18 protein-coding genes are annotated in these 19,511 nt (G+C 32.5%); 10 read left to right on the top strand and 8 right to left on the bottom strand.

From position 1 onward, the window contains the following. Positions 1 to 54: 54 nt before the first annotated feature. From H0I26_RS07340 to H0I26_RS07305, 8 genes are all read right to left on the bottom strand, one after another. On the bottom strand, positions 55 to 1,431 hold the full coding sequence (locus H0I26_RS07340) for an alpha-amylase (RefSeq protein WP_218701654.1): 1,377 nt from the start codon (positions 1,429 to 1,431) through the stop codon (positions 55 to 57). Positions 1,432 to 1,601: 170 nt separating this feature from the next. After that, positions 1,602 to 3,032 (bottom strand): carboxypeptidase-like regulatory domain-containing protein, encoded by a 1,431-nt coding sequence (locus H0I26_RS07335; protein WP_101017438.1) that lies wholly within the window; start codon positions 3,030 to 3,032, stop codon positions 1,602 to 1,604. Positions 3,033 to 3,398: 366 nt separating this feature from the next. Beyond that, the gene (locus H0I26_RS07330; RefSeq protein ID WP_218701653.1) at positions 3,399 to 4,568 is read right to left on the bottom strand and encodes an acyl-CoA dehydrogenase family protein; all 1,170 of its coding nucleotides are present in this window, start codon (positions 4,566 to 4,568) and stop codon (positions 3,399 to 3,401) included. A gap of 24 nt (positions 4,569 to 4,592) precedes the next feature. Continuing rightward, positions 4,593 to 5,480, bottom strand: coding sequence for a ComEA family DNA-binding protein (locus H0I26_RS07325; RefSeq protein WP_218701652.1), 888 nt, complete (start codon positions 5,478 to 5,480; stop codon positions 4,593 to 4,595). A 10-nt stretch (positions 5,481 to 5,490) separates the two neighbouring features. Further along, positions 5,491 to 7,080: an alanine/glycine:cation symporter family protein gene (locus tag H0I26_RS07320; RefSeq protein ID WP_101017432.1), complete on the bottom strand. Its 1,590-nt coding sequence runs from the start codon at positions 7,078 to 7,080 to the stop codon at positions 5,491 to 5,493. Between the two features lie 91 nt (positions 7,081 to 7,171). After that, positions 7,172 to 8,197 (bottom strand): potassium channel family protein, encoded by a 1,026-nt coding sequence (locus H0I26_RS07315; RefSeq protein ID WP_218701651.1) that lies wholly within the window; start codon positions 8,195 to 8,197, stop codon positions 7,172 to 7,174. A 3-nt stretch (positions 8,198 to 8,200) separates the two neighbouring features. Continuing rightward, positions 8,201 to 8,428 (bottom strand): PspC domain-containing protein, encoded by a 228-nt coding sequence (locus tag H0I26_RS07310; protein WP_101017429.1) that lies wholly within the window; start codon positions 8,426 to 8,428, stop codon positions 8,201 to 8,203. A gap of 99 nt (positions 8,429 to 8,527) precedes the next feature. Then, on the bottom strand, positions 8,528 to 9,808 hold the full coding sequence (locus tag H0I26_RS07305; RefSeq protein ID WP_218701650.1) for a DUF2851 family protein: 1,281 nt from the start codon (positions 9,806 to 9,808) through the stop codon (positions 8,528 to 8,530). 450 nt (positions 9,809 to 10,258) lie between these two features. On the opposite strand from H0I26_RS07305, the gene H0I26_RS07300 reads away from it, so the two are divergent. From H0I26_RS07300 to H0I26_RS07255, 10 genes are all read left to right on the top strand, one after another. Then, on the top strand, positions 10,259 to 10,687 hold the full coding sequence (locus H0I26_RS07300) for a hypothetical protein (protein WP_218701649.1): 429 nt from the start codon (positions 10,259 to 10,261) through the stop codon (positions 10,685 to 10,687). A gap of 156 nt (positions 10,688 to 10,843) precedes the next feature. Further along, positions 10,844 to 11,380 (top strand): hypothetical protein, encoded by a 537-nt coding sequence (locus H0I26_RS07295; RefSeq protein WP_218701648.1) that lies wholly within the window; start codon positions 10,844 to 10,846, stop codon positions 11,378 to 11,380. Positions 11,381 to 11,382: 2 nt separating this feature from the next. Beyond that, positions 11,383 to 12,216 (top strand): WGR domain-containing protein, encoded by an 834-nt coding sequence (locus tag H0I26_RS07290; RefSeq protein ID WP_218701647.1) that lies wholly within the window; start codon positions 11,383 to 11,385, stop codon positions 12,214 to 12,216. A gap of 223 nt (positions 12,217 to 12,439) precedes the next feature. Then, positions 12,440 to 13,702 carry a T9SS type A sorting domain-containing protein gene (locus tag H0I26_RS07285; RefSeq protein WP_218701646.1) on the top strand — a complete coding sequence of 421 codons (1,263 nt, stop codon included), beginning with the start codon at positions 12,440 to 12,442 and terminating at the stop codon, positions 13,700 to 13,702. 361 nt (positions 13,703 to 14,063) lie between these two features. Further along, positions 14,064 to 14,525: a mobile mystery protein A gene (locus H0I26_RS07280; protein WP_218701645.1), complete on the top strand. Its 462-nt coding sequence runs from the start codon at positions 14,064 to 14,066 to the stop codon at positions 14,523 to 14,525. Then, entirely contained in the window at positions 14,516 to 15,112 is a 597-nt protein-coding gene (locus tag H0I26_RS07275) for a mobile mystery protein B (protein WP_218701644.1), read from the top strand. Before H0I26_RS07280 ends, H0I26_RS07275 begins: the two co-directional genes overlap by 10 nt. Before the next feature lie 723 nt (positions 15,113 to 15,835). After that, a complete protein-coding gene (locus H0I26_RS07270; protein WP_101017386.1) occupies positions 15,836 to 16,615 on the top strand; it encodes an EcsC family protein in 780 nt (259 codons plus the stop codon). Positions 16,616 to 16,716: 101 nt separating this feature from the next. Then, a complete protein-coding gene (locus H0I26_RS07265; RefSeq protein WP_218701643.1) occupies positions 16,717 to 17,439 on the top strand; it encodes a hypothetical protein in 723 nt (240 codons plus the stop codon). A 2-nt stretch (positions 17,440 to 17,441) separates the two neighbouring features. Next, positions 17,442 to 18,197: a hypothetical protein gene (locus H0I26_RS07260; protein WP_218701642.1), complete on the top strand. Its 756-nt coding sequence runs from the start codon at positions 17,442 to 17,444 to the stop codon at positions 18,195 to 18,197. A 146-nt stretch (positions 18,198 to 18,343) separates the two neighbouring features. Beyond that, a complete protein-coding gene (locus tag H0I26_RS07255) occupies positions 18,344 to 19,483 on the top strand; it encodes an MBL fold metallo-hydrolase (RefSeq protein WP_218701641.1) in 1,140 nt (379 codons plus the stop codon). Positions 19,484 to 19,511 lie beyond the last annotated feature (28 nt).

Below are 19,511 nucleotides of genomic sequence, written 5' to 3'. Positions count from 1 at the left end.
AATATAAAAAGATATTTAAAACACTCGGTTTTTATTTTAAAAATACTTTAAAACTTAAAAAGTAGACCACACAGTATAACTTTTTGGCGGTGCTTGTATTTTAACCCATTTACCAGATTGTGTTACTGGCTGCCAATTTGAATGCCCTGTATAATCTTTTAATGTTGCACTGGACCAGTTAGTTTCTACCCATCTTTCTTGCCAAACATCAGAATTATTAATGTACACGATTAACCCTGAAGCACTATCACCATTACGTTTAGCGATATACTCGTCGTTATCAACATGAAGAATGGAAGTACTTCCACTAGCCAAATTATTATGAATCCAGATTAAGTTATTTAATCTTTCTTTATTTAACCATTCTTCGTAATCCTTATAAAAAATGGTTGGATACCCTTCATGCGTTAATATATAAGCATAGGCCAAAATTTTATTATTTATAATCTCGTCTGTATCATGGTTGGTCACAAATGTCATTGCTCTTGACGCATTTTGCTTCCATAGCATATTGTCACTTAAAGCATTTAGGTTATTACCTACAAACGCATCTTTCATTTTGTAATAACAAGCAAAATCAAAAGCACTTGCGTCTGCTGAGCCTGTCCACCAATCTAAAGTAGAGACATTACTATCCCAATATTCTCCAACAGAAAAACCACCGACTTCATCATTCCAAGCCTTAACCACCCATGGTTCGAAACCTTTGACATAATCAAAACGCCAACCGTCAAAACCAATAACATCTCTGTAATATTTAGCGACACTATTTGGATTATTCCATAACCAATCTTGAACATATGTTTGATGATGACATAAATCAGGAAAACCTCCAAAAGCACCAGAATCATTTGAATGCACATTATTGGCATGAAAATCTGTTGCAGATCTGTAAAAATTACCTGAAAGCGGATTAAATTCCGTCCATGTGTTTACTCCTGCGTACGGATTTGCTTCACTATCTCCGCCACTATTATGATTAATCACAATATCTGCAATGACACTTAATCCATTTTGATGCGCTGTATCAATTAAGGACACCAGTTCTGTTTTAGAACCAAATCGCGTTTCAATACTTCCCATCTGATCATATTCTCCAAAATCATAATAATCAAACGGATCATACCCCATAGAGAATGGTCCATTTTGTGCTTTGGACGCCGGAGGTAACCAAATAGCATCAATACCAGCATCACTCCAGTCTTGAACTTTTACTTTGACTGTATTCCACCAAGTACCACCTGCGGGAACATCCCAATAAAAGGCCTGCATCATAACACCAGAACCTATTGGTTTTAATCCTGCTCTTTGTGCACTTACGGTTGGGGTGACGGATTTATCTTTTACTTGCTCTACAGATACGTCTTCTTTACTACAACTATAAGCAAAGATAATTGAGACGCATAGGACTACTAATTTTAGTTTTTTCATGTTATACGGGATTATATTATACCTAAAGCTAACCCAATACCAAGTGGCAACAAAATAAAACAGCTTACGCAAACGTTTTCGTGTTAATAAATAATCAAATAAGACCTGATTACATTAGTAAATCGACAAAAAAAAAGGCTAATTCTAAGAATCAACCTGTTTTTAATTATTTACTCTTTCTTAAATAAAGAGGATCTTTTTGTTAAATCCTGAATCAATTTTTCATCTTCTTCACTCTCTAACAAGGTATTATAATCATCCCAAAATTCTTTATTATAAGGTTTTACAGAAAAGATATCTGGATCCCAATCTTCCTGCAAGGCACTTTCTATTTTTTGTGGATCTTGAATTATCTCTGTAAATAATATTTCCTGAATCGTATAATAAAAGCGTTCTTCTTTATTAAACAGTGCTTCTTCTTCTTTATTAATTTTACCACTTGGCTTGTATCCAACGTTAACTAGCTTTGGCGTTTCATAATAGATATAATTAGGATACATCTTATCTTGATACTCCATATAAGATATTACCAATTTATGATTGACTTGTGTATCAAATAAGGTCTTACTTCTACTTTTTTGTGCATTAGAACCCGCTCTTAATTGATATTCGATCTTTTTTATCGCAAAATTATCCCAATAGACATACACCCATCCTTCAGCAATATAACCTTCATTATAAATTCCTTTTGTATTTAGCCCTACAAACTCTTCAGCTTTCTCAATCTTTATTTTATAAATCTTCCTTTCGTTATCTACTAAAACAGTATCTAATTTAAATAGATGCGTTTTTAAAATAGCATCACCAAATAAGGCTTTAGGGCTTTTTGAGTTTCTAACTAAATTAAGTTTACCCTTAAATAAATTTTCCAAGCCGTTAACACGAGTGTCATTCCATTTAATAGACTTGATCAAAGCTTCTGTTTTAATGGTATCTCTCCTTAAGTTTCTAGGCTTTAAATTGACGTTTGCATTGTACTTTAGATAAGTAGAATAAGAAAACAAACTATCAACATCACGCAAATCGTAACTTTTTCTTACCTGATCAACATTAATTTTAAGGTTATCTTTTCCTCCAGAAACATAACTCGAATCGTCATACAATGTAATCGCACTTTCTACTAACCACTTAAATTGTTTTTTGTTGCGCTCTTTATGTCTTAAAAACCCTTTTTGCAAATACGGTTCCTCAGGACTGTTTCCTTGTAATCTTTTTAATGCACGAAGCATTATATCGTTTCCTGTTTTAGGTCTGTTATCTGCAACTATCAAAATTTCGTCTAAAGACGCAATATCTTCTTCAAGTAGTATATCAAAATCATTATCAAACTCGGTTACCGTTGTCTTAAAACTCTTATATCCAATAGAAGACACTACAATAGTATCATTCTCATATGCTTTAGGTATTAATAATACAAACTTACCATCTGCATTTGTTATTGTACCTATAGTTGTATTTTGCACATAGACACTTGCATTTTCAATAGGTAGCATGCTCATAAAATCTGCGACCTTATTTTTAATTTCGGTTTGAGCTGTTGCGAAGCTTCCTACTAGTAAAAAAAGAATAAATACTGAGGATTTGATTTGGGTTATTTTCATCTTAAACATTTTTATTATTTGGTAGTGGGTGCAAAACCCGTACCATTATTTATAATTTTGGCGAAAATCAACATTGTGATTTTCGCCAAAATAATAACTTTTTTATATACTAGATGGCTTAAAATACCAGCCATCAATTATCATTTTAGCGCTAACCTATATTTGATTTTCGCCAAAAAGATACTACTATTTATTTAGTCGCTGGTTTATAATCCTTACCGTCTATTACCATTTTAGCGATAATCAGTATTTGATTTTCGCCAAAACGATAACACTATTTATTTAGTCGCTGGTTTATAATCCTTACCATCTATTACCATTTTGGCGATAATCAGTATTTGATTTTCGCCAAAACGATAACACTATTTATTTAGTCGCTGGTTTATAATCCTTACCATCTATTACCATTTTGGCGATAATTTCTCTTAAAATTTCAGAAGTACCACCACCAATTGGACCTAATCTACTATCTCTTAATAGTCGTGCCAATGGATAATCTTCCATGTAACCATAACCACCTAAAAACTGAAGACAATCATATATTGCATCATCTGCAACCTTAGTTGATTTTAATTTAGACATTGTTGCTTCTTTTACAACATATTCGCCTTTACCTAATCTAGCTGCAATGGTATAATTAAATGTTTTACAGATTTCTACTTCCGTAATATGATCTGCTAAACGATGTCTTAAAGCTTGAAAACGATCTATTGTTTTTCCAAAAGCCGTACGTTTTGACATGTATTGCATGGTATACTCTATAGCAAACTCTGCTCTAGCATGTGCATTCACGCCCATTATTAGACGCTCTGTAGCAAAATGTTGCATAATATATGCGAATCCTTTGTTTTCCTCTCCCATTAAATTAGACGCTGGTATGGTTACATTATCAAATGCAATCTCTCCAGTATCCGACGCTCTCCAACCTAATTTATCCAATTTAGTTGCAGATACACCCGGTGTATCTCTATCAATTAAGAAAATACTAATGCCTTTGTTTCCTAATTCAGGATTTGTTTTTGCTGCTACTACTAGGTAATCGCTATAGACTCCGTTTGTAATAAACGTTTTAGACCCATTAATAACATAAGTATCTCCTTTTTTAACCGCTGTAGATCGCATTCCTGCAACATCACTACCTCCAAAAGGTTCTGTAATACAAAGACAACCAATCATGTCTCCTGTTATACTAGCTGTTAAATATTTATCTTTTATAGCATCACTTCCTTCCGCTTTTAAATGCGTCATTGCAAGATAAGCATGTGCCCACATTGCTGCAGCAAAACCAGCCGAATTAATTTTCTGTAATTCTTCAAGCAAAATAACCATATAGAAAATATCTAAATCCATTCCGCCATATTGCTCTGGGTAACTAATACCAAAAAAGCCCATATCGCCAAATTTCTTCCAAATAAAGCGTTCTATACTTCCTGTTTTTTCCCATTTATCAATATGTGGTACGACCTCCTTTTTTAAAAAATCGCGTAAACTGTCTCTAAATAAATTATGCTCTTCGCTGAAGTACATATTCTCCATAATCCGTTGTGTTATTGTTAAGTTCTAATCTAGACGTAAAGATAACTTAATTATCTGTATTTTATTAACAGGAAAACCGTTAACTTTTGTTAATTCTTCAATGGATTTAAACCCATCACGTAAGGTTCGTTCTTCGATTATATGGTGCGCCACTTCGTAATCAATATATTTAATGGTGACCAGCTGTTCTTTTGTTGCTGTGTTTAAAGCAATTTTAGTAATTGCTCTTGGTGTTTTGATAGTAAAGTTATCTTTTACATTTTGAATAACCTCTGGTGTCAACCCATAGACTTCTTGTAGTTCTATAAACGCATGAAAGCCATTTATTTTTTGCCTGTATTTTACAATCCGTTCTGAATACGAAGGCCCAATACCATATACTTTTTGAAGCTGTTCAGCTGTAGCTGAATTTAAATCTAACTTCTGACGTTCTGTTTTTGGTGTCTTGGAAAATGGCTTAGTACTTCCGTTCTTTTGGGACTTTGGATGAGTAACCCATTCCGGAAATTTAAAATAGGGCGCTATTTGTGCTAATAGCGAATCCGAAACTTTAGTTACCTGCTGAAACTGATTAACAGAATTGACCCATTGGTCTTGTTTTCTAAAAGCTAATAACCTATCAATCTCTTGAGTAGTCATCCCTAAAGTGTAGCCTTTATAATCGGTAATAAAATTAGGATTAAACGGATAGATTTTTGGTTTACGTTTTTCTATTGCAATAGCTTTAAGCGAATCTATTTGTTTTATAAAGGGAGCCACTTCGGTACTGCTTGTAGAAAAATCAGGGTTGGTATTCATGACTTTAGGTAGCACAAAATGATAACACCCAAATAAGATTATGATAATAGCTATCAATAAAAAAATCCCACTTCGTTGTTTTTTAGAAAACACAAAGTGGGATTTAATATTCATTGTATAGTTTTTATGACGCTTTAAAAGCTTTAATTACGCCCATATATTTTTTAAGTTCAGCCTTTACTTTTGGCGCTAACAACACTAATCCAATCATGTTTGGAACCATCATTGCAAATACCATTGCATCAGAGAATCCAATAACCGAATTTAAACTTGCTGCTGCTCCAATCACTACAAAGACACAAAAGATTACTTTATATGTATACTCTGCTTTTTTAGTTCTTCCAAAAAGGAAAGACCATCCTTGGTAACCATAATAAGACCATGAGATCATTGAGCTAAAAGCAAATAACACAACTGCTACTGTTAACACATAAGGAAACCAGCTAATAACACTACCAAAAGCTCCTGAAGTCATTAAAATAGCTTCTGCATCACTTGAAGGTCCTGCTCCAGCTAAAGATCCTGTAATAATTAAAACTAAAGCTGTCATTGTACATACTACTACTGTATCGATAAATGGCTCTAATAAAGCAACCATCCCTTCACTTGCAGCATATTTTGTTTTTACTGCTGAATGCGCGATAGAAGCCGACCCAATACCTGCTTCGTTTGAAAACGCTGCACGTCTAAATCCTTGTACTAAGACTCCAACAACACCACCTGCCATTCCTTCTGGGCTAAAAGCACCATTCCAGATTTGAGCAAATGCATCACCAATCATATCATATTTAGCAAAAATTACAAATAACGATGCCAATACATATATTAATACCATAAATGGCACAATCTTATCGGTTACTTTGGCAATTTTTTTAATACCACCAATAATTACAATACCTACTAAAACTGCCATAACTAGACCAAAAGCCCAACCATAACCATGTAAGAAAGACTGATCACCACCTGTTATATTTTCTACTAATTGAAACGCTTGATTAACTTGGAACATGTTACCACCTCCAAAAGAACCTCCGATTACGAATATTGCAAAAAGAACTGCTAAGACTTTACCTAAGCCTTCCATTCCTTTAGACTTTAAACCTTTAGTTAAGTAGTACATTGGACCACCATATACGGTTCCATCTTCTCCAATATCTCTATACTTTACACCAAGTGTACACTCGACAAACTTAGACGCCATCCCTAAAAATCCAGCGACAATCATCCAAAACGTTGCTCCTGCACCACCAATGGATACCGCAATAGCAACTCCTGCAATATTACCTAAACCTACCGTTGCCGATAAAGCCGCAGTTAATGCTTGGAAGTGTGACACTTCTCCTTCATGATTTTCGATAGCAATCGTTTCTATATTATCACCACCTGGAGTAGAATCTCCTGCAGCAATCATTGACTCATGATGATCTAACTCGTCATACTTACCTCTTACAATGTTTATAGACGTAAAAAAACCTCTAAAATTGATAAAGTTAAAATAGAATGTAAAATATAAAGCTCCTAAAATTAAAGGGAATAGTACCCAAAATATTTTAATTCCTCCTCCAAAATCTATTTGATAAAAAATAAGATCAACAAACCAGCCCGTAGCATCTCCGAATTTTTCGTCGATAATCTGATCTAAACCTTTTTCGTCCTGTGCAAAGGTCAAAAGCGGTAATATTAATGTAAAAATTGAAAGAAGGTATTTCTTCATAATTTGATTATTAGTTAGTAAAATTTAATTTAAGAGTAGCAAGATGCAAAAAAATGATGAATTTCTAAAAGAAAACGTGTTAAATACCGCATTAGTCTAAACTAAAAACAGTATTCAATTTTTTAATTTGTTCCGGTCTTCCTAATACAATAACTTTAGAGCCAGGCACTAATTTTAATTCGGCTTCCGGATTAACTATATACTCACCAGTACCGTTTTTAAAACCTATAACTGTACAACCTGTCTTATGACGTAAATCTAAATCAAGAATAGATTTAATTCCTGTATTAGGATCGTATAATTTTTCGACTTGGACTTCTTCGATATTAATATTGCTTTCTCCAACGATGGCCAGATTATCAATAAATTCGATTAAATCCGGAACAACGACTAGAGACGCCATGTGATCACCACCAATACGATCCGGTAAAATAACGTTATTAGCTCCAGCTAATTTTAGTTTTTCATAAGACGTTTCTTGAGACGCACGACTTATAATCCTTAAGTCCTTTTTCATTTGTCTTGCAGACAACACTACAAACAAATTATCTGCATCATTAGGTAACGCCGAAATTAAAGTACTGGCCCGTGTAATACCCGCTTGCAATAAAACATCGTCTTCATTTGCATTACCAAATATAAAAGGCGTGTTTTCGTCCTGATTCTTTTCAATAATATCCTTGTTTTTTTCAACAATAACAAAAGGTTGCTTGTGTGCTAATAATTTGGATGCCGCTTGTTTTCCGTTTCGACCGTAACCACATATAATAATATGATAATTAAGAGCATCAATTTTTTTCTGCATTTTCTTTTGTTTTAGTTCTTCTATATTATTTCTACTTAAAATAAACTCGGTAATAATTGTTAAGGCATACCCAACAATAACCACACTATTTAAAATTAAGAATATTGTAAATATTTTTGAGACATCATCCAAAGGTTGCACTTCTCCAAAACCCACCGTTGTAATGGTAATTACGGTCATATATAAGGCATCTACCCAAGTATAATTGGACATAAATCTAAACCCTAAGACGCCGACTATTAATAACAGTATTAATAATGCAACTGCTGTATAAATTTTAGATCTGTAAAGCGTAATTAATGGATTGGTCATAATTTATAGGTCAAACACAGAAGAGCGCTTAGTATATACAATATCCTTTATACGCATCCAAAAAGCTAAAAATAAGTATAATGCAAAACCAAACCCCAATGTTGCAAATGTTAAATACATAAAACTGGTACGCACCACTTTGGCTCTGATCCCTAGACGGTCAGCAATACGTTGGCATACATGGTACCCTCGTTTTTGAAAATAGTGTAATGGTTTATATAAAAATTGCATATGGCAAGGTAATTATAAATTTAATAATTTTATAATAAGATTCTTGCTTTTGCACTACTACGAGTCTAGATATGTCAAGATTTAATCACAAAACCGCAATTACACCTCCTTTTGTGTCAGTACGCTATTACCAATGGCGCATTTTAAACAACGGTTTTTATCACAATAGTTGTTTTTAAGCTGAAGCACTGCTTGACTTTGTAATGCTGATTCTGACACGACCTTCAATGTTTTAAACTTATCTACAATACTATTTTTTTCAGGTTTTAATTGCGTCATTAACTTAACAATATCGGCTTCAATAGATTTACCTTGTTGTTTGGCGTAGCAAAATTTAAGCGGAATAATAGTATTAATTAATAACAAGTCAATAAATGCTTTAGTGATTTGCTTTTTATTTGCCTTAGACTCCTTTTCAAACGTATAATGCGTCTCCCAAAAGACGGTGGTAGAGACCGAAAATATGTTATAAATATCTGCTATACTTTTTGAAGCAATCACTTTTGAAAATAAATTGTGATGCACATGATACACCATAGCTAATTGTGATAATCTAATGGTTGGGAAATTTGGAGGACGTAATCTAAAAAACTGAAACGGGATAACACTGCTATTATCCAAACTGAATTTTTGTTTCAAAAAACCATAGTCCTTTTGTAGCGTTTGGTAATAGCCTCCCTGGACATCCCCCGCTAACAAATTAGCCTGTCCAAAAAATAAGGCTTCCAAACTTTGCAAATTACTTTGCTGTTTTCTAACTACTGAAAAGTCAAAACTATTAGCCAAACTTAAAAAGGAATCGCCATTAATTTTAAGTCCAAAGTTTTTAGCCAACAATTTAAATAATACCGCTTCCCAATCATTATTTGATTGGTCTAGAATCTCCTCCATCTCCTTCGCTTTACGTTCTAGACGTTCAAAAAACAAACGCTCTAACCAATTAGTAACCGTAAACGGACTAACAGCACCAATCCTATGGTCACAATTAATCCAGGTCTGTTTACTATTAAATAATTTATGGTAGTTATGTAATGCTGTTTTGGAGACATAGTCTTTAAGTACTATGGTTGGTATTTGGGTATTATCTTTTCTAAACACTTCTGTATCGTGCTCCCAAACGACATGTAATATGACATTATCATAATTAGGATCTACCTCATGGTTATGGACATACCAATCACTAGATTTAATATGGATTTCTATATTTCCAGCCCACAGTTGATTAGCAATAGTTAATTGTCCATTAAAAAAATCTGGTCCTGCATTATGGTTATGCGTCCCCACATTACTAATAGTGACCTGCTCACCATTAGTGGTTTGTAGGTTTGAGGTGTTTAGCTTTTTATGCTTCCATAGATACTGTAGAAAATCTTCTTGCATGGTTAAATGTAAGACTAGTGTTTGATATTTACAAATAACAGTCTTTAATTATTTGAAAAACAAGTCATTATTAAATTTAAAAAACAGATGGTAATAGTTATGATGCTATCATAAAACCACAGAAAAAAAACATGTCATTATCAATATATCACGGAAAACAGGGTATTGTAAAATTATATTATTTACTAATTTTGAACCACTTGTCAAAAGACACTGGTAAGCCCTATTAAATAATAAATATTTTAAAAGTATGGATACAACAAAAAGTAACGCTATACGGCAATTAACAAAAACTCTACTTTTCATAGTTTCTACGCTTATCTACAGATCCAAAATAGACAGACTCCCTTCCCTATCCATACACTTGATAAAATTAATTTTTTACACAAAAAAAGTTTTGACTCATCCTAAATAGGTTTAAAACACAAATCCCTAAACCCGAGTAACACGATGATTACAGATACATTAAAATGGTCGTTAAACAGTTTAAGTTTACTATTATTTTTTAATTTTACTTTTGCTCAAAACAACAACAAACCGATGCATGCCCAAATTATAAACATTACTACAGAAACATTTAAAACGGTTAAATCAGACGATGGAATTGTGGCTATTGTCACTATAAAAAACGTAGCACACACGCGTATAGGTACACGCTCAGAACAATCACATTACAAGGTATTGGTAGAACATCAGATTTATGGAAAACCTTACGACCTCAAATCCATAAAACACTACGGTAAACCCAAAATTGAAGTCGATAAAAAATATCTTGTTTTTTTGAGTGGTTCTGGTCGATACGCGTTAGTAGAATTTCAAAAATTAGAGTGTGACAATTGCGATACTATTATAGAAATTTGCAAAGAAAAAATTGAATAGTACTTACACTAAGCAAGACCACACTAAAGGCTAACACAATACATTTAGAGGCCTTTAATAATCCGTAAGACGTTTACAAAAATAAAACACTTAGTATCAAAATATCACGGAAAACAGGGTATAGTAAAATTATATTATCTACTAATTTTGGACCACTTGTCAAAAGACACTGATAAGCCTGATAACATCATAAATAATTTAAAAAATATGAATGCAACACAAAATGACGCTATACATCAATTAATAAAGACTGAACTTTTAGACTCCCTAAGCTTATTCGCAAACACAGAATATACTGGCTATGACCCCATTCGCCCAGTTGGCAAAATTATGTTTACTGCGCAAGGAGAGATTACCTCTCCTCCTGACTTAGAGTTTATGGGGTATGGTGCCGGATCAGAAGGCGAAACTTTTAGCGAATGCGGTGGCGTAAATTTAGAATCCTTTTTTCCACTGGACTCCGACGGTGATTATTTTGCAAGTGATGCTGAAGATTTTATAGAAAAATGCTTTAAAGATGCTGCTTCTGCATTACTAAAAGGGCTTCAATCTATTTCTAAAAGTGACGCATTTATAGCGCTACCAAAAGACGGCCCTGTAGTCTTTGTATTAAATCTAATCGATCAAGCTAATAAAGTAATTTGCCGCATTCATCCTAATGGTGACGTTGAGTTACCTCCAAATAAAAAGTAAAAATGAATGAATCCTATTTAGAAACAACTGACCGCAAGCCAAATAGATTTTGGAAAGCAGAACGACAAGATAACAACCTAATAATTACTGAAGGTATAGTAGGCACCGAGGGACAAAAAACCATCACCGAGTTTGAAAGCTGGGATAATTGCGAAGACCGAATAGACGAGCTTACCGACGACATGCTAGACAAAGGCTATGACTTTTTATTCGATGATGATGACACAAATTACGAACCATTAAAAAAAGGCGAATGGTTTGAAGTGATTTATACTAAAATATTACCCCTATACAAACGTGCTATTTTAAACTACCCAAAAGATCACTATACCTACTTCCAATTACAATGGACAGGTCAAGGTTTTGCTTTAGGACTTACAAAAAATATTGAAGAAAACTATTGGGAATACATAACGGATGAAACTTTTGACGAAAGCGACTGTTCCTTAAACGACGTTTATCATATTTTAGAGGCTATACCATACGAAGATGACGAAGGCTACTTAGTAGACATAGAAAGACAAGAATGGCCTAAAAACGAACAAGAAATTTACGATTTAGAATACTTTATGTTAAACACCATGCTAGCACTGATGTGTCAAGAACTGATGGCTGATGCAGAGCTACAACCATATTTATCAAACATAAAGAAGCGCGTAATAGTCGCAACAGATAGACCATTACAACCCTTTAAATATTTAGCAGCCCCTATAAAAGAAAGAAAAAAAATGGTAACCCTATTAATAAAAGAGGAAGCAACTAAGCTACTTATTCTAGATTTATGGGCAGACCAACTAAAAGATAAAGGTGCCCAACTTTTAGAACGCTTTAAATAACGCAATATTGGTTATAAGTGAGTAATCAAAAACTAATTACAGGTCATCACTAAGACTAATAATTATAAAAAACACGTAGTTCTGCATATTGCAAGACTACTTTATAAATTGTAGATAAGCTTTTCAAAACCGAAATCAGGAACAAAACTTCCATATATCCCGTAATATTTAGGGGATATTGAGTACTTTAGTCACTATATAACTAGTTACAAAACATTCAAATATGAAAAACAAACTTCTTTATCTATTAATTTATATTACAACTAATTCTCTTTTCGGACAAACAAATGTTAGCGGAGGAATTTTTAGTAATACCACATGGGATATAAATGGAAGTCCTTATACAGTAACTTCAGATATCGCCTTATATCCAGGCTATACTTTGACTATTGAACCTGGTGTTACAGTTAAATTTAATGATAATACAAAAATGCTATTACGAGGACTATTAATTGCTTCTGGAACTCCTGAAAATAAAATAATTTTCATAGCTAGTTTTAACAATCCAGTAGGAGGTGGTTGGCAAGGAATAGAGGTAGAGAATAATCAAGGAGGTAAAATTATTGCTTCTAATATTATAGGAGAATATGCATATAATTTTATCCGTATAATGAATTCATCTAGTGGTGAAATTTTGAATATCAGCAATTCGGAAATTAAAAATTGTAATTATGCTTTTTATGGTTATGATGGTGATTCTAATCATACGGTTATCCTTGACAATCTGAATGTTCATAATAATGATTATGGATATATATTTGGTCAGAATATAACACTTACTAATAGTGTTTTTTCTGATGGAGAAAAAGGAATTCACTCTTGGGCGAGTATTCCGAATATATTTATTTCCAATTCTGAATTTTTCAACTTTAGCATATGGCCATTCAATATGGAAGGTGAAATTGACAATTGTCACATTCATGATAATGCTGTAGGAATTAGAATGAGAGAAGATTTAATAGTAAAAAATTCAACTATTGAATTTAACACCATTGGTATATCTGCTGTTTCCTCATCCCCAGTTTCTGGTGCTAATATTTTTGATAATAAAATTTGTGATAATACTCAATATAATTTTAAACACCTATATAGTTACCCTGTTAACATCGCGAATAATTGTTGGTGTTCTAATATCGAAAGCGAAATTTCTCAAAGTATATATGATGCTTATGACAGTACTTCACTTGGAATTGTAACTTTTACACCGTTTAATAGTAATTGCTCAAGTACAGCATTAAGCACTGAAACTTTTTCAAACATTAAAGATTACTTTAGTTTTTATCCTAATCCTGCAAAAGACGAAATTAATTTATCAGAAAATTTAGAAGGGAATTATAAAATTTACTCGATAAACGGAATTGTTGTCAAGCAAGGAATTGTAACCAAAAAAATTAATATTTCGGAACTTAGTAAAGGTCTATATATAGTGAAACTCTCTAATAAATCCCTTACAGAGTTTTCAATAAAAAAACTGATTAAAAAATAACGTTTTGTAACAATGTATATAAAAAATAGCGCAAGTCGTTGCTAACACGAAGGCTTGGGCATTTTTGGAAAGTAGCCAAATTTTTAAATTTGACAAATTTCCAAAAATAAAATAATTAATAAAATTTAAAAATTCGGCTTGTGTAGCATCCGAAATTTATCGCTTATTTTCAGCGCTACATTTCATATACGAGACGTTGGCTTTAATTTAAATCAGAACCTTTTAGACAAACTTATTCATACATATGTGTATGATTATTGATATAAGAGAATACATATAAGTATTCTTTTATTTATGTATTTATACATATTTGTATACTTTTGTTTAAATTTACATACTTATATGTATAAAATGTTAACAAATGAGAAACAAGAAAAAACTACTCATAGAACAATTAGACCAAAAACTGACTAATTTTAAAGATGCAGGAATGGTTCTGGTCCCACAAAAAGGATGGGTAAATACTATTAGAACTACTCTTAACATGACAAGGGACCAATTAGGCACCAAACTTGACCTGACTAAAGGAGCTATTCAAAAAATTGAGGAACGTGAAGCTACAGGTCAGATAACCATCAATAAACTAAAAGATGTTGGCAATGCCTTGAATATGAAATTTATCTATGGTTTTATTCCTAAAGATGGGACCATCGAAAGGCTAATCAACTTAAAGGCTGAAAAACTGGCCCGAAAAATTGTTTTAAGGACCAATCAAAATATGAAATTAGAGGACCAAGGAATCAGTGAAGATAAAATTGATCATTCAATAAATGACTTGGCTAATGAAATAAAAAGGGAAATGAGAAAGTCATTATGGGATTAAATTTAAAATACGCAAATGGCCAAACACCTTTAGATGAAGACGAAAAAGAAGGTTTAAAAATAAAATCAATAACAACGCAGAAAGAACTCGATGAATTTGAACAGTTAAATATTGAAAAAGCTGTAGAATGGACTATTCGTGCTAATTTAAAACCTGAAAAAATATTGACTGAAAAGTTTATAAAAGATTTACATAAAAAAATGTACAGCGATGTTTGGAAATGGGCAGGTGCATTTAGAAAGACTGACAAAAACATTGGGATAAAATGGACTCAAATTGGAATTGAATTAAAAAACTTATTGGACGACACTAAATATTGGATAGATAACAACACTTTTCCACCTGAAGAAATAGCTATAAAATTTAAACATCGCATAGTATCCATTCATTGCTTTCCAAATGGAAACGGAAGACACTCAAGGATGATGGCTGATATAATTATGGAATCAATATTTGGCAATGAAATATTTTCTTGGCATCAATCAAATATGGTTAAAGCTAACGAAACAAGAAATCAATATATAAAAGCTTTGAGAGAAGCTGACAATGGAAATATAAAACCTTTAATAAAATTTGCAGAAAACTAAAGCCAAAAAGTACTGCTGTAAAAAAAAAGTAAAATCTGATTCATTTTTAACTAACGTACTTTTATAGTCTTTATCAAATATTAATCCTGATTTAGTAATAGCAAACACCTATTCTAATAGCTTATTACAAACTTATTAAGGCTAAGTTTATTGCGCTTTTCTTTGGCAACTAATCGTTCATAAATAGCTTGGCATGCTTTGTTGTATTTGCAAGCGCTAAAACTTCACATAAATAATAAATTATTAAGCTTTTGATTGCCCATTTCACTAATTAGTAGTCGCCCTTTTACGCCACTTCCACTCCGCTTGATAACAGACGTTAATCCTGCATAACGACATCATTCACTTCTACTAATAAAACGATCAAATCCATCGGTTAAAACCACTAACAATAAAATTGTTTTGGGGTCAATTACAAAAATACTTTCAAGTAGGTTAAAACATCTTGATGTGCGTCTTTCACTCAAACTAATTCTGGAAGACAATCTACACCCCTTTCTATCCGATGTAAACTGGGCTTATCTATAAATCTCGCTCCACAAAGGAAAGCCCTGAAAAATCAAAATCAATTAAAACAATCAATTGAACTTTAAAAGTAAGATAATATTATCACTAGTTCTTGTAGAATGGAAAATTGAATAATATCTTGTAAGCACAAAAATGTATCTCGATATAAAATCTTTCTTTAAACCAAATCCCTTGTCTTTTATAAAATTAAAATAAATGAACATTACACAACAAGACTTACAAGAATTAAAAGACGCTAAAGCTTTATTAGAAAACCCTGGATTTGCAGCAAAAATCACGAATTTTATAGGAAAACCTTTTGAGAAAGGGTTAGAAATACTGCCTGAAGATTGGAAAGACAAACTAGTTGATATAACACAAAAATCTTTACTCAAAGCAGCCAACGTTGCTGTTTTTACAATGAAAGATAAACCCAGTACTAAATCTTCTAATATAACTCATAAAATAGCAGTAGCTGCAAGTGGTGGCGTTGGCGGATTTTTTGGACTAGCAGGTTTAGCTATTGAGTTACCCATTTCTACAACCATAATGTTACGGTCAATAGCAGATATAGCACGAGAACAAGGCGAACCAATTAACGCTATTGAAACAAAACTAGCCTGTTTGGAGGTCTTTGCTCTTGGAGGAAAATCTAAATCTGATGATGGCACAGAAACAGGCTATTACGCTATCAAAGCAATATTAGCTAAATCAATTTCTGAAACAGCAAAATTTATAGCTGAAAAAGGAATTATTGAAGAAGGTGCTCCCATACTATTAAAGTTAATCGCCAAAATATCTGAAAGGTTTAGTATACAAATTTCGGAAAAAATGATAAGCCAATCTGTTCCAATAATTGGGGCTGCTGGAGGCGCATTAATAAACACAATGTTTATGGATCACTTTCAAGATATGGCAAAAGGACATTTTATAATGAGGAAAATTGAAAACAAATATGATGCTACCTATATAAAAACACTGTACGAAGAACTTTAAAGGCAATAAGCAACCTCATATATCAATGATTTTGATAAAGCAAAACAACATTTGATCGCACCAATACACTTTGTATAACACAATAATATAATAAAAATATCATGAATTTTTTCAGAAAATTATTAGGACTAGGTCCCAAAGCGCTGTCAAATGTAAGGCCTAAACCAGCAACACAATCCACAATAAAGGAAGGCACCATTAATTATAATATGGATAATGTCTATCCTATTCTAACTACAGGAAAAACTACCGAATACAAACTAAATAATGAGTTTGTTAGAACAGTACATCAAAGAGAAAACATGTATGCAGATCTAATTTGTATTTATATTTTTATGGATCCTGAGACTTCTGATGTTAACGGACAAGTGGACGCTTTTCAAATTATCACCGAAAATGAAAACGAAGATTATGTACATACGCTTAGAATAAACAGCGAAATTAATTTTGATAAATTGGATTTACCTTTTTCTTTTTGGAATGAAACCGGACAAAAATTAGACTATAAAATTTTATCATGCCCCATTTCCCCTTCATCTACTTCAAAAATTCTTAGCAAAAAACACATGTTAGAAGCCCACAAAATGCTAGGCACAGATGAGTTGTTTGTTTCAATACCTTTATCAGATGTTATTTTTGTGGTAAGACAAGACTTAAATGATGACAACTTCAGTCATTTTCTGGCAATACACAATTATATTATGCTAGATAAAGCTAATAAATCCAAAATCTTATGTGAAGATTTATTTGTAATTAAAGATGGAGAAATTTCAGGCATACTTCCTTTTGAACAAATTTCGAAAGAATTACTAAAAAAAGAATAACAATGCGACCAATTACTTGCCTGATTTTATTTTTTATTTCGTTTTGTAGTGTATCACAAAATAAAATACAGACACAACTAGAATTGATAGAAAAAACCATTATTTCCAATGGCATTCCCGACTATCAAAAACTAGAAATAGACTTAGATAACGATAATGATTTAGACTACATCTACCTATACCAATGCTCCGAACCCAAATGTATCGAGGTTTACTTAAATGTAGATAACAACTTAGACAAAGTCATTTCAGAATTTTGTTATAATTACTTTTTATATCAAGATTTAATAAAAGATTTAATCGTAAAATTGAATCACTGTTGTGGAGAAAGCCCGTTTACTTCTACCAGAGTTTTCAATTTTAATGCTGACAACATAGTCATTAAAGAAAACTATGTTCTTTTTAATAGTACTTACGAACTTATCTCACCCGAAATATATTTAAGTTCCACCTATATTGTTAAGGTCATAAATAACAATTATAATGTACGATTTTCTCCGAATATAAAAGAATATTCCGAAGACGACGCCATGTTTTCATGCGAATCAAAAACTAATATTATTGGCAAATTAAAGGCCAATAGTAATATTAAAGTTTTAGCAGAATTAATTAAGGAAAATAGAACGTGGCTGTTTGTCGAAATTGATAGCGCAAGCCTAAACACTACAACTTGTAATAATCCAATAGATTATGAATACGACAATCAAAAATTAAGAGGTTGGATAAGTAATAATTTTGTCGAAAAAGTAGAACACTAGTATAAATACTATCCATTAAGCGTTATTAATTTCTCCTTTTCTTTAGAACGTCTATTGTCTCACAATCGTTTCACTTTAACTAAATAAAACAGCCCCCAATTAAACTATCACCACAAGTAAGTGTCAAAGTCTTAAACAATAATAAGATGAAAGGACATTTAGCTTTACTACTTTTTTTTATAGGGACAACACTATTCGCACAAGAGGTTAATGACCATTTGACTGCCAGAATCATTGGATCTGGATCACCAAAATTTAATACACAGCGCTCTGGACCATCTGTGCTTATATCTTATAAAAACACTCAAATTTTGGTAGATATGGGGAACGGCACACAGGCCAACCTAAACCAAATTAACACAAAAATCAAAGACTTAGATGGGTTGCTATTTACGCATCATCATTTAGACCACAATGAAGAGTTTGCACCACTATTTATTCAATCGTTGCTTGGAGGAAATCAAACCATTATTGCAGGTCCAGAACAAACCACTTCAATAATTGATAATATCATTGACATCTATGAAGAAGATATTGACTATAGATTATCAAAATCCGAAAGAAGCTTAAGCGATGTAACTTCCAATTTTACTGCCAAAAACCTCACTGGAAATGGCACATTTACTATCGGAGATATAAAAATTAGCTACACACCCGTTAATCATACTATTGCTACAACTGCCTATCGTTTTGATGTGGGTAATGAGTCGATTGTCATTTCTGGCGATTTAACATACTCTAAATCCTTACCTATTTTGGCTAAAAATGTAGATTATCTAATAATGGATTCTGGCGGTGCGATTGCCAAAGACTCAAAAGCTAGCTCCAAAAAAAAGAATAAAAAAAACAACCATGGAACACAACACAAAGCACACGTTAATTTAGCAGAAAGCTCGCAAATGGCTAAAGAAGCTAATGCCAAACATTTAGTCCTAACCCATTTTAACTTTACAACTATTGATAAAACCGCTACAACTGCTCAAATACGTGAAAATTATCCTGGTGTAGTTATATACGCTGAAGACTTAATGTTATTACCTATTACACAAAACACGACTTCTAATACCATTTTAAACCAAGAAGTCACTAAAACTAAACAGGTTGAAGGCAATCAAGACAATACAGCGCCTTCTTTTGATAAAATGCTAGAAAAAATGGATACGAATGCTGATGGTAAACTCTCTAAATCTGAAGTAAAAGGTAAGTTAAAAGATAATTTTAATAATCGAGATAAAAACAAAGATGGTTATATTACAAAAGACGAACTAGATAGAAGGAATAGATAAAAACGCATTTAAACTTATTAGCCAAAAG

Origin of the sequence: Olleya sp. HaHaR_3_96, assembly GCF_019278545.1 — a bacterium.
Taxonomy (GTDB): Bacteria; Bacteroidota; Bacteroidia; order Flavobacteriales; family Flavobacteriaceae; genus Olleya.
The sequence above is the reverse complement of the archived record's forward strand: the minus strand, read 5'-3'. Positions and strand labels throughout refer to the sequence as shown.

Coding starts and splice junctions, on each gene's coding strand:
- H0I26_RS07275 (WP_218701644.1), top strand. CDS start 14,516: ATGGGATTAAATTTAAAATACGCAAATGGCCAAACACCTTTAGATGAA.
- H0I26_RS07265 (WP_218701643.1), top strand. CDS start 16,717: ATGAATTTTTTCAGAAAATTATTAGGACTAGGTCCCAAAGCGCTGTCA.
- H0I26_RS07310 (WP_101017429.1), bottom strand. CDS start 8,428: ATGCAATTTTTATATAAACCATTACACTATTTTCAAAAACGAGGGTAC.
- H0I26_RS07305 (WP_218701650.1), bottom strand. CDS start 9,808: ATGCAAGAAGATTTTCTACAGTATCTATGGAAGCATAAAAAGCTAAAC.
- H0I26_RS07255 (WP_218701641.1), top strand. CDS start 18,344: ATGAAAGGACATTTAGCTTTACTACTTTTTTTTATAGGGACAACACTA.
- H0I26_RS07330 (WP_218701653.1), bottom strand. CDS start 4,568: ATGGAGAATATGTACTTCAGCGAAGAGCATAATTTATTTAGAGACAGT.
- H0I26_RS07300 (WP_218701649.1), top strand. CDS start 10,259: ATGATTACAGATACATTAAAATGGTCGTTAAACAGTTTAAGTTTACTA.
- H0I26_RS07270 (WP_101017386.1), top strand. CDS start 15,836: ATGAACATTACACAACAAGACTTACAAGAATTAAAAGACGCTAAAGCT.
- H0I26_RS07340 (WP_218701654.1), bottom strand. CDS start 1,431: ATGAAAAAACTAAAATTAGTAGTCCTATGCGTCTCAATTATCTTTGCT.
- H0I26_RS07325 (WP_218701652.1), bottom strand. CDS start 5,480: ATGAATATTAAATCCCACTTTGTGTTTTCTAAAAAACAACGAAGTGGG.
- H0I26_RS07320 (WP_101017432.1), bottom strand. CDS start 7,080: ATGAAGAAATACCTTCTTTCAATTTTTACATTAATATTACCGCTTTTG.
- H0I26_RS07290 (WP_218701647.1), top strand. CDS start 11,383: ATGAATGAATCCTATTTAGAAACAACTGACCGCAAGCCAAATAGATTT.
- H0I26_RS07280 (WP_218701645.1), top strand. CDS start 14,064: ATGAGAAACAAGAAAAAACTACTCATAGAACAATTAGACCAAAAACTG.
- H0I26_RS07315 (WP_218701651.1), bottom strand. CDS start 8,197: ATGACCAATCCATTAATTACGCTTTACAGATCTAAAATTTATACAGCA.
- H0I26_RS07260 (WP_218701642.1), top strand. CDS start 17,442: ATGCGACCAATTACTTGCCTGATTTTATTTTTTATTTCGTTTTGTAGT.
- H0I26_RS07335 (WP_101017438.1), bottom strand. CDS start 3,032: ATGAAAATAACCCAAATCAAATCCTCAGTATTTATTCTTTTTTTACTA.
- H0I26_RS07285 (WP_218701646.1), top strand. CDS start 12,440: ATGAAAAACAAACTTCTTTATCTATTAATTTATATTACAACTAATTCT.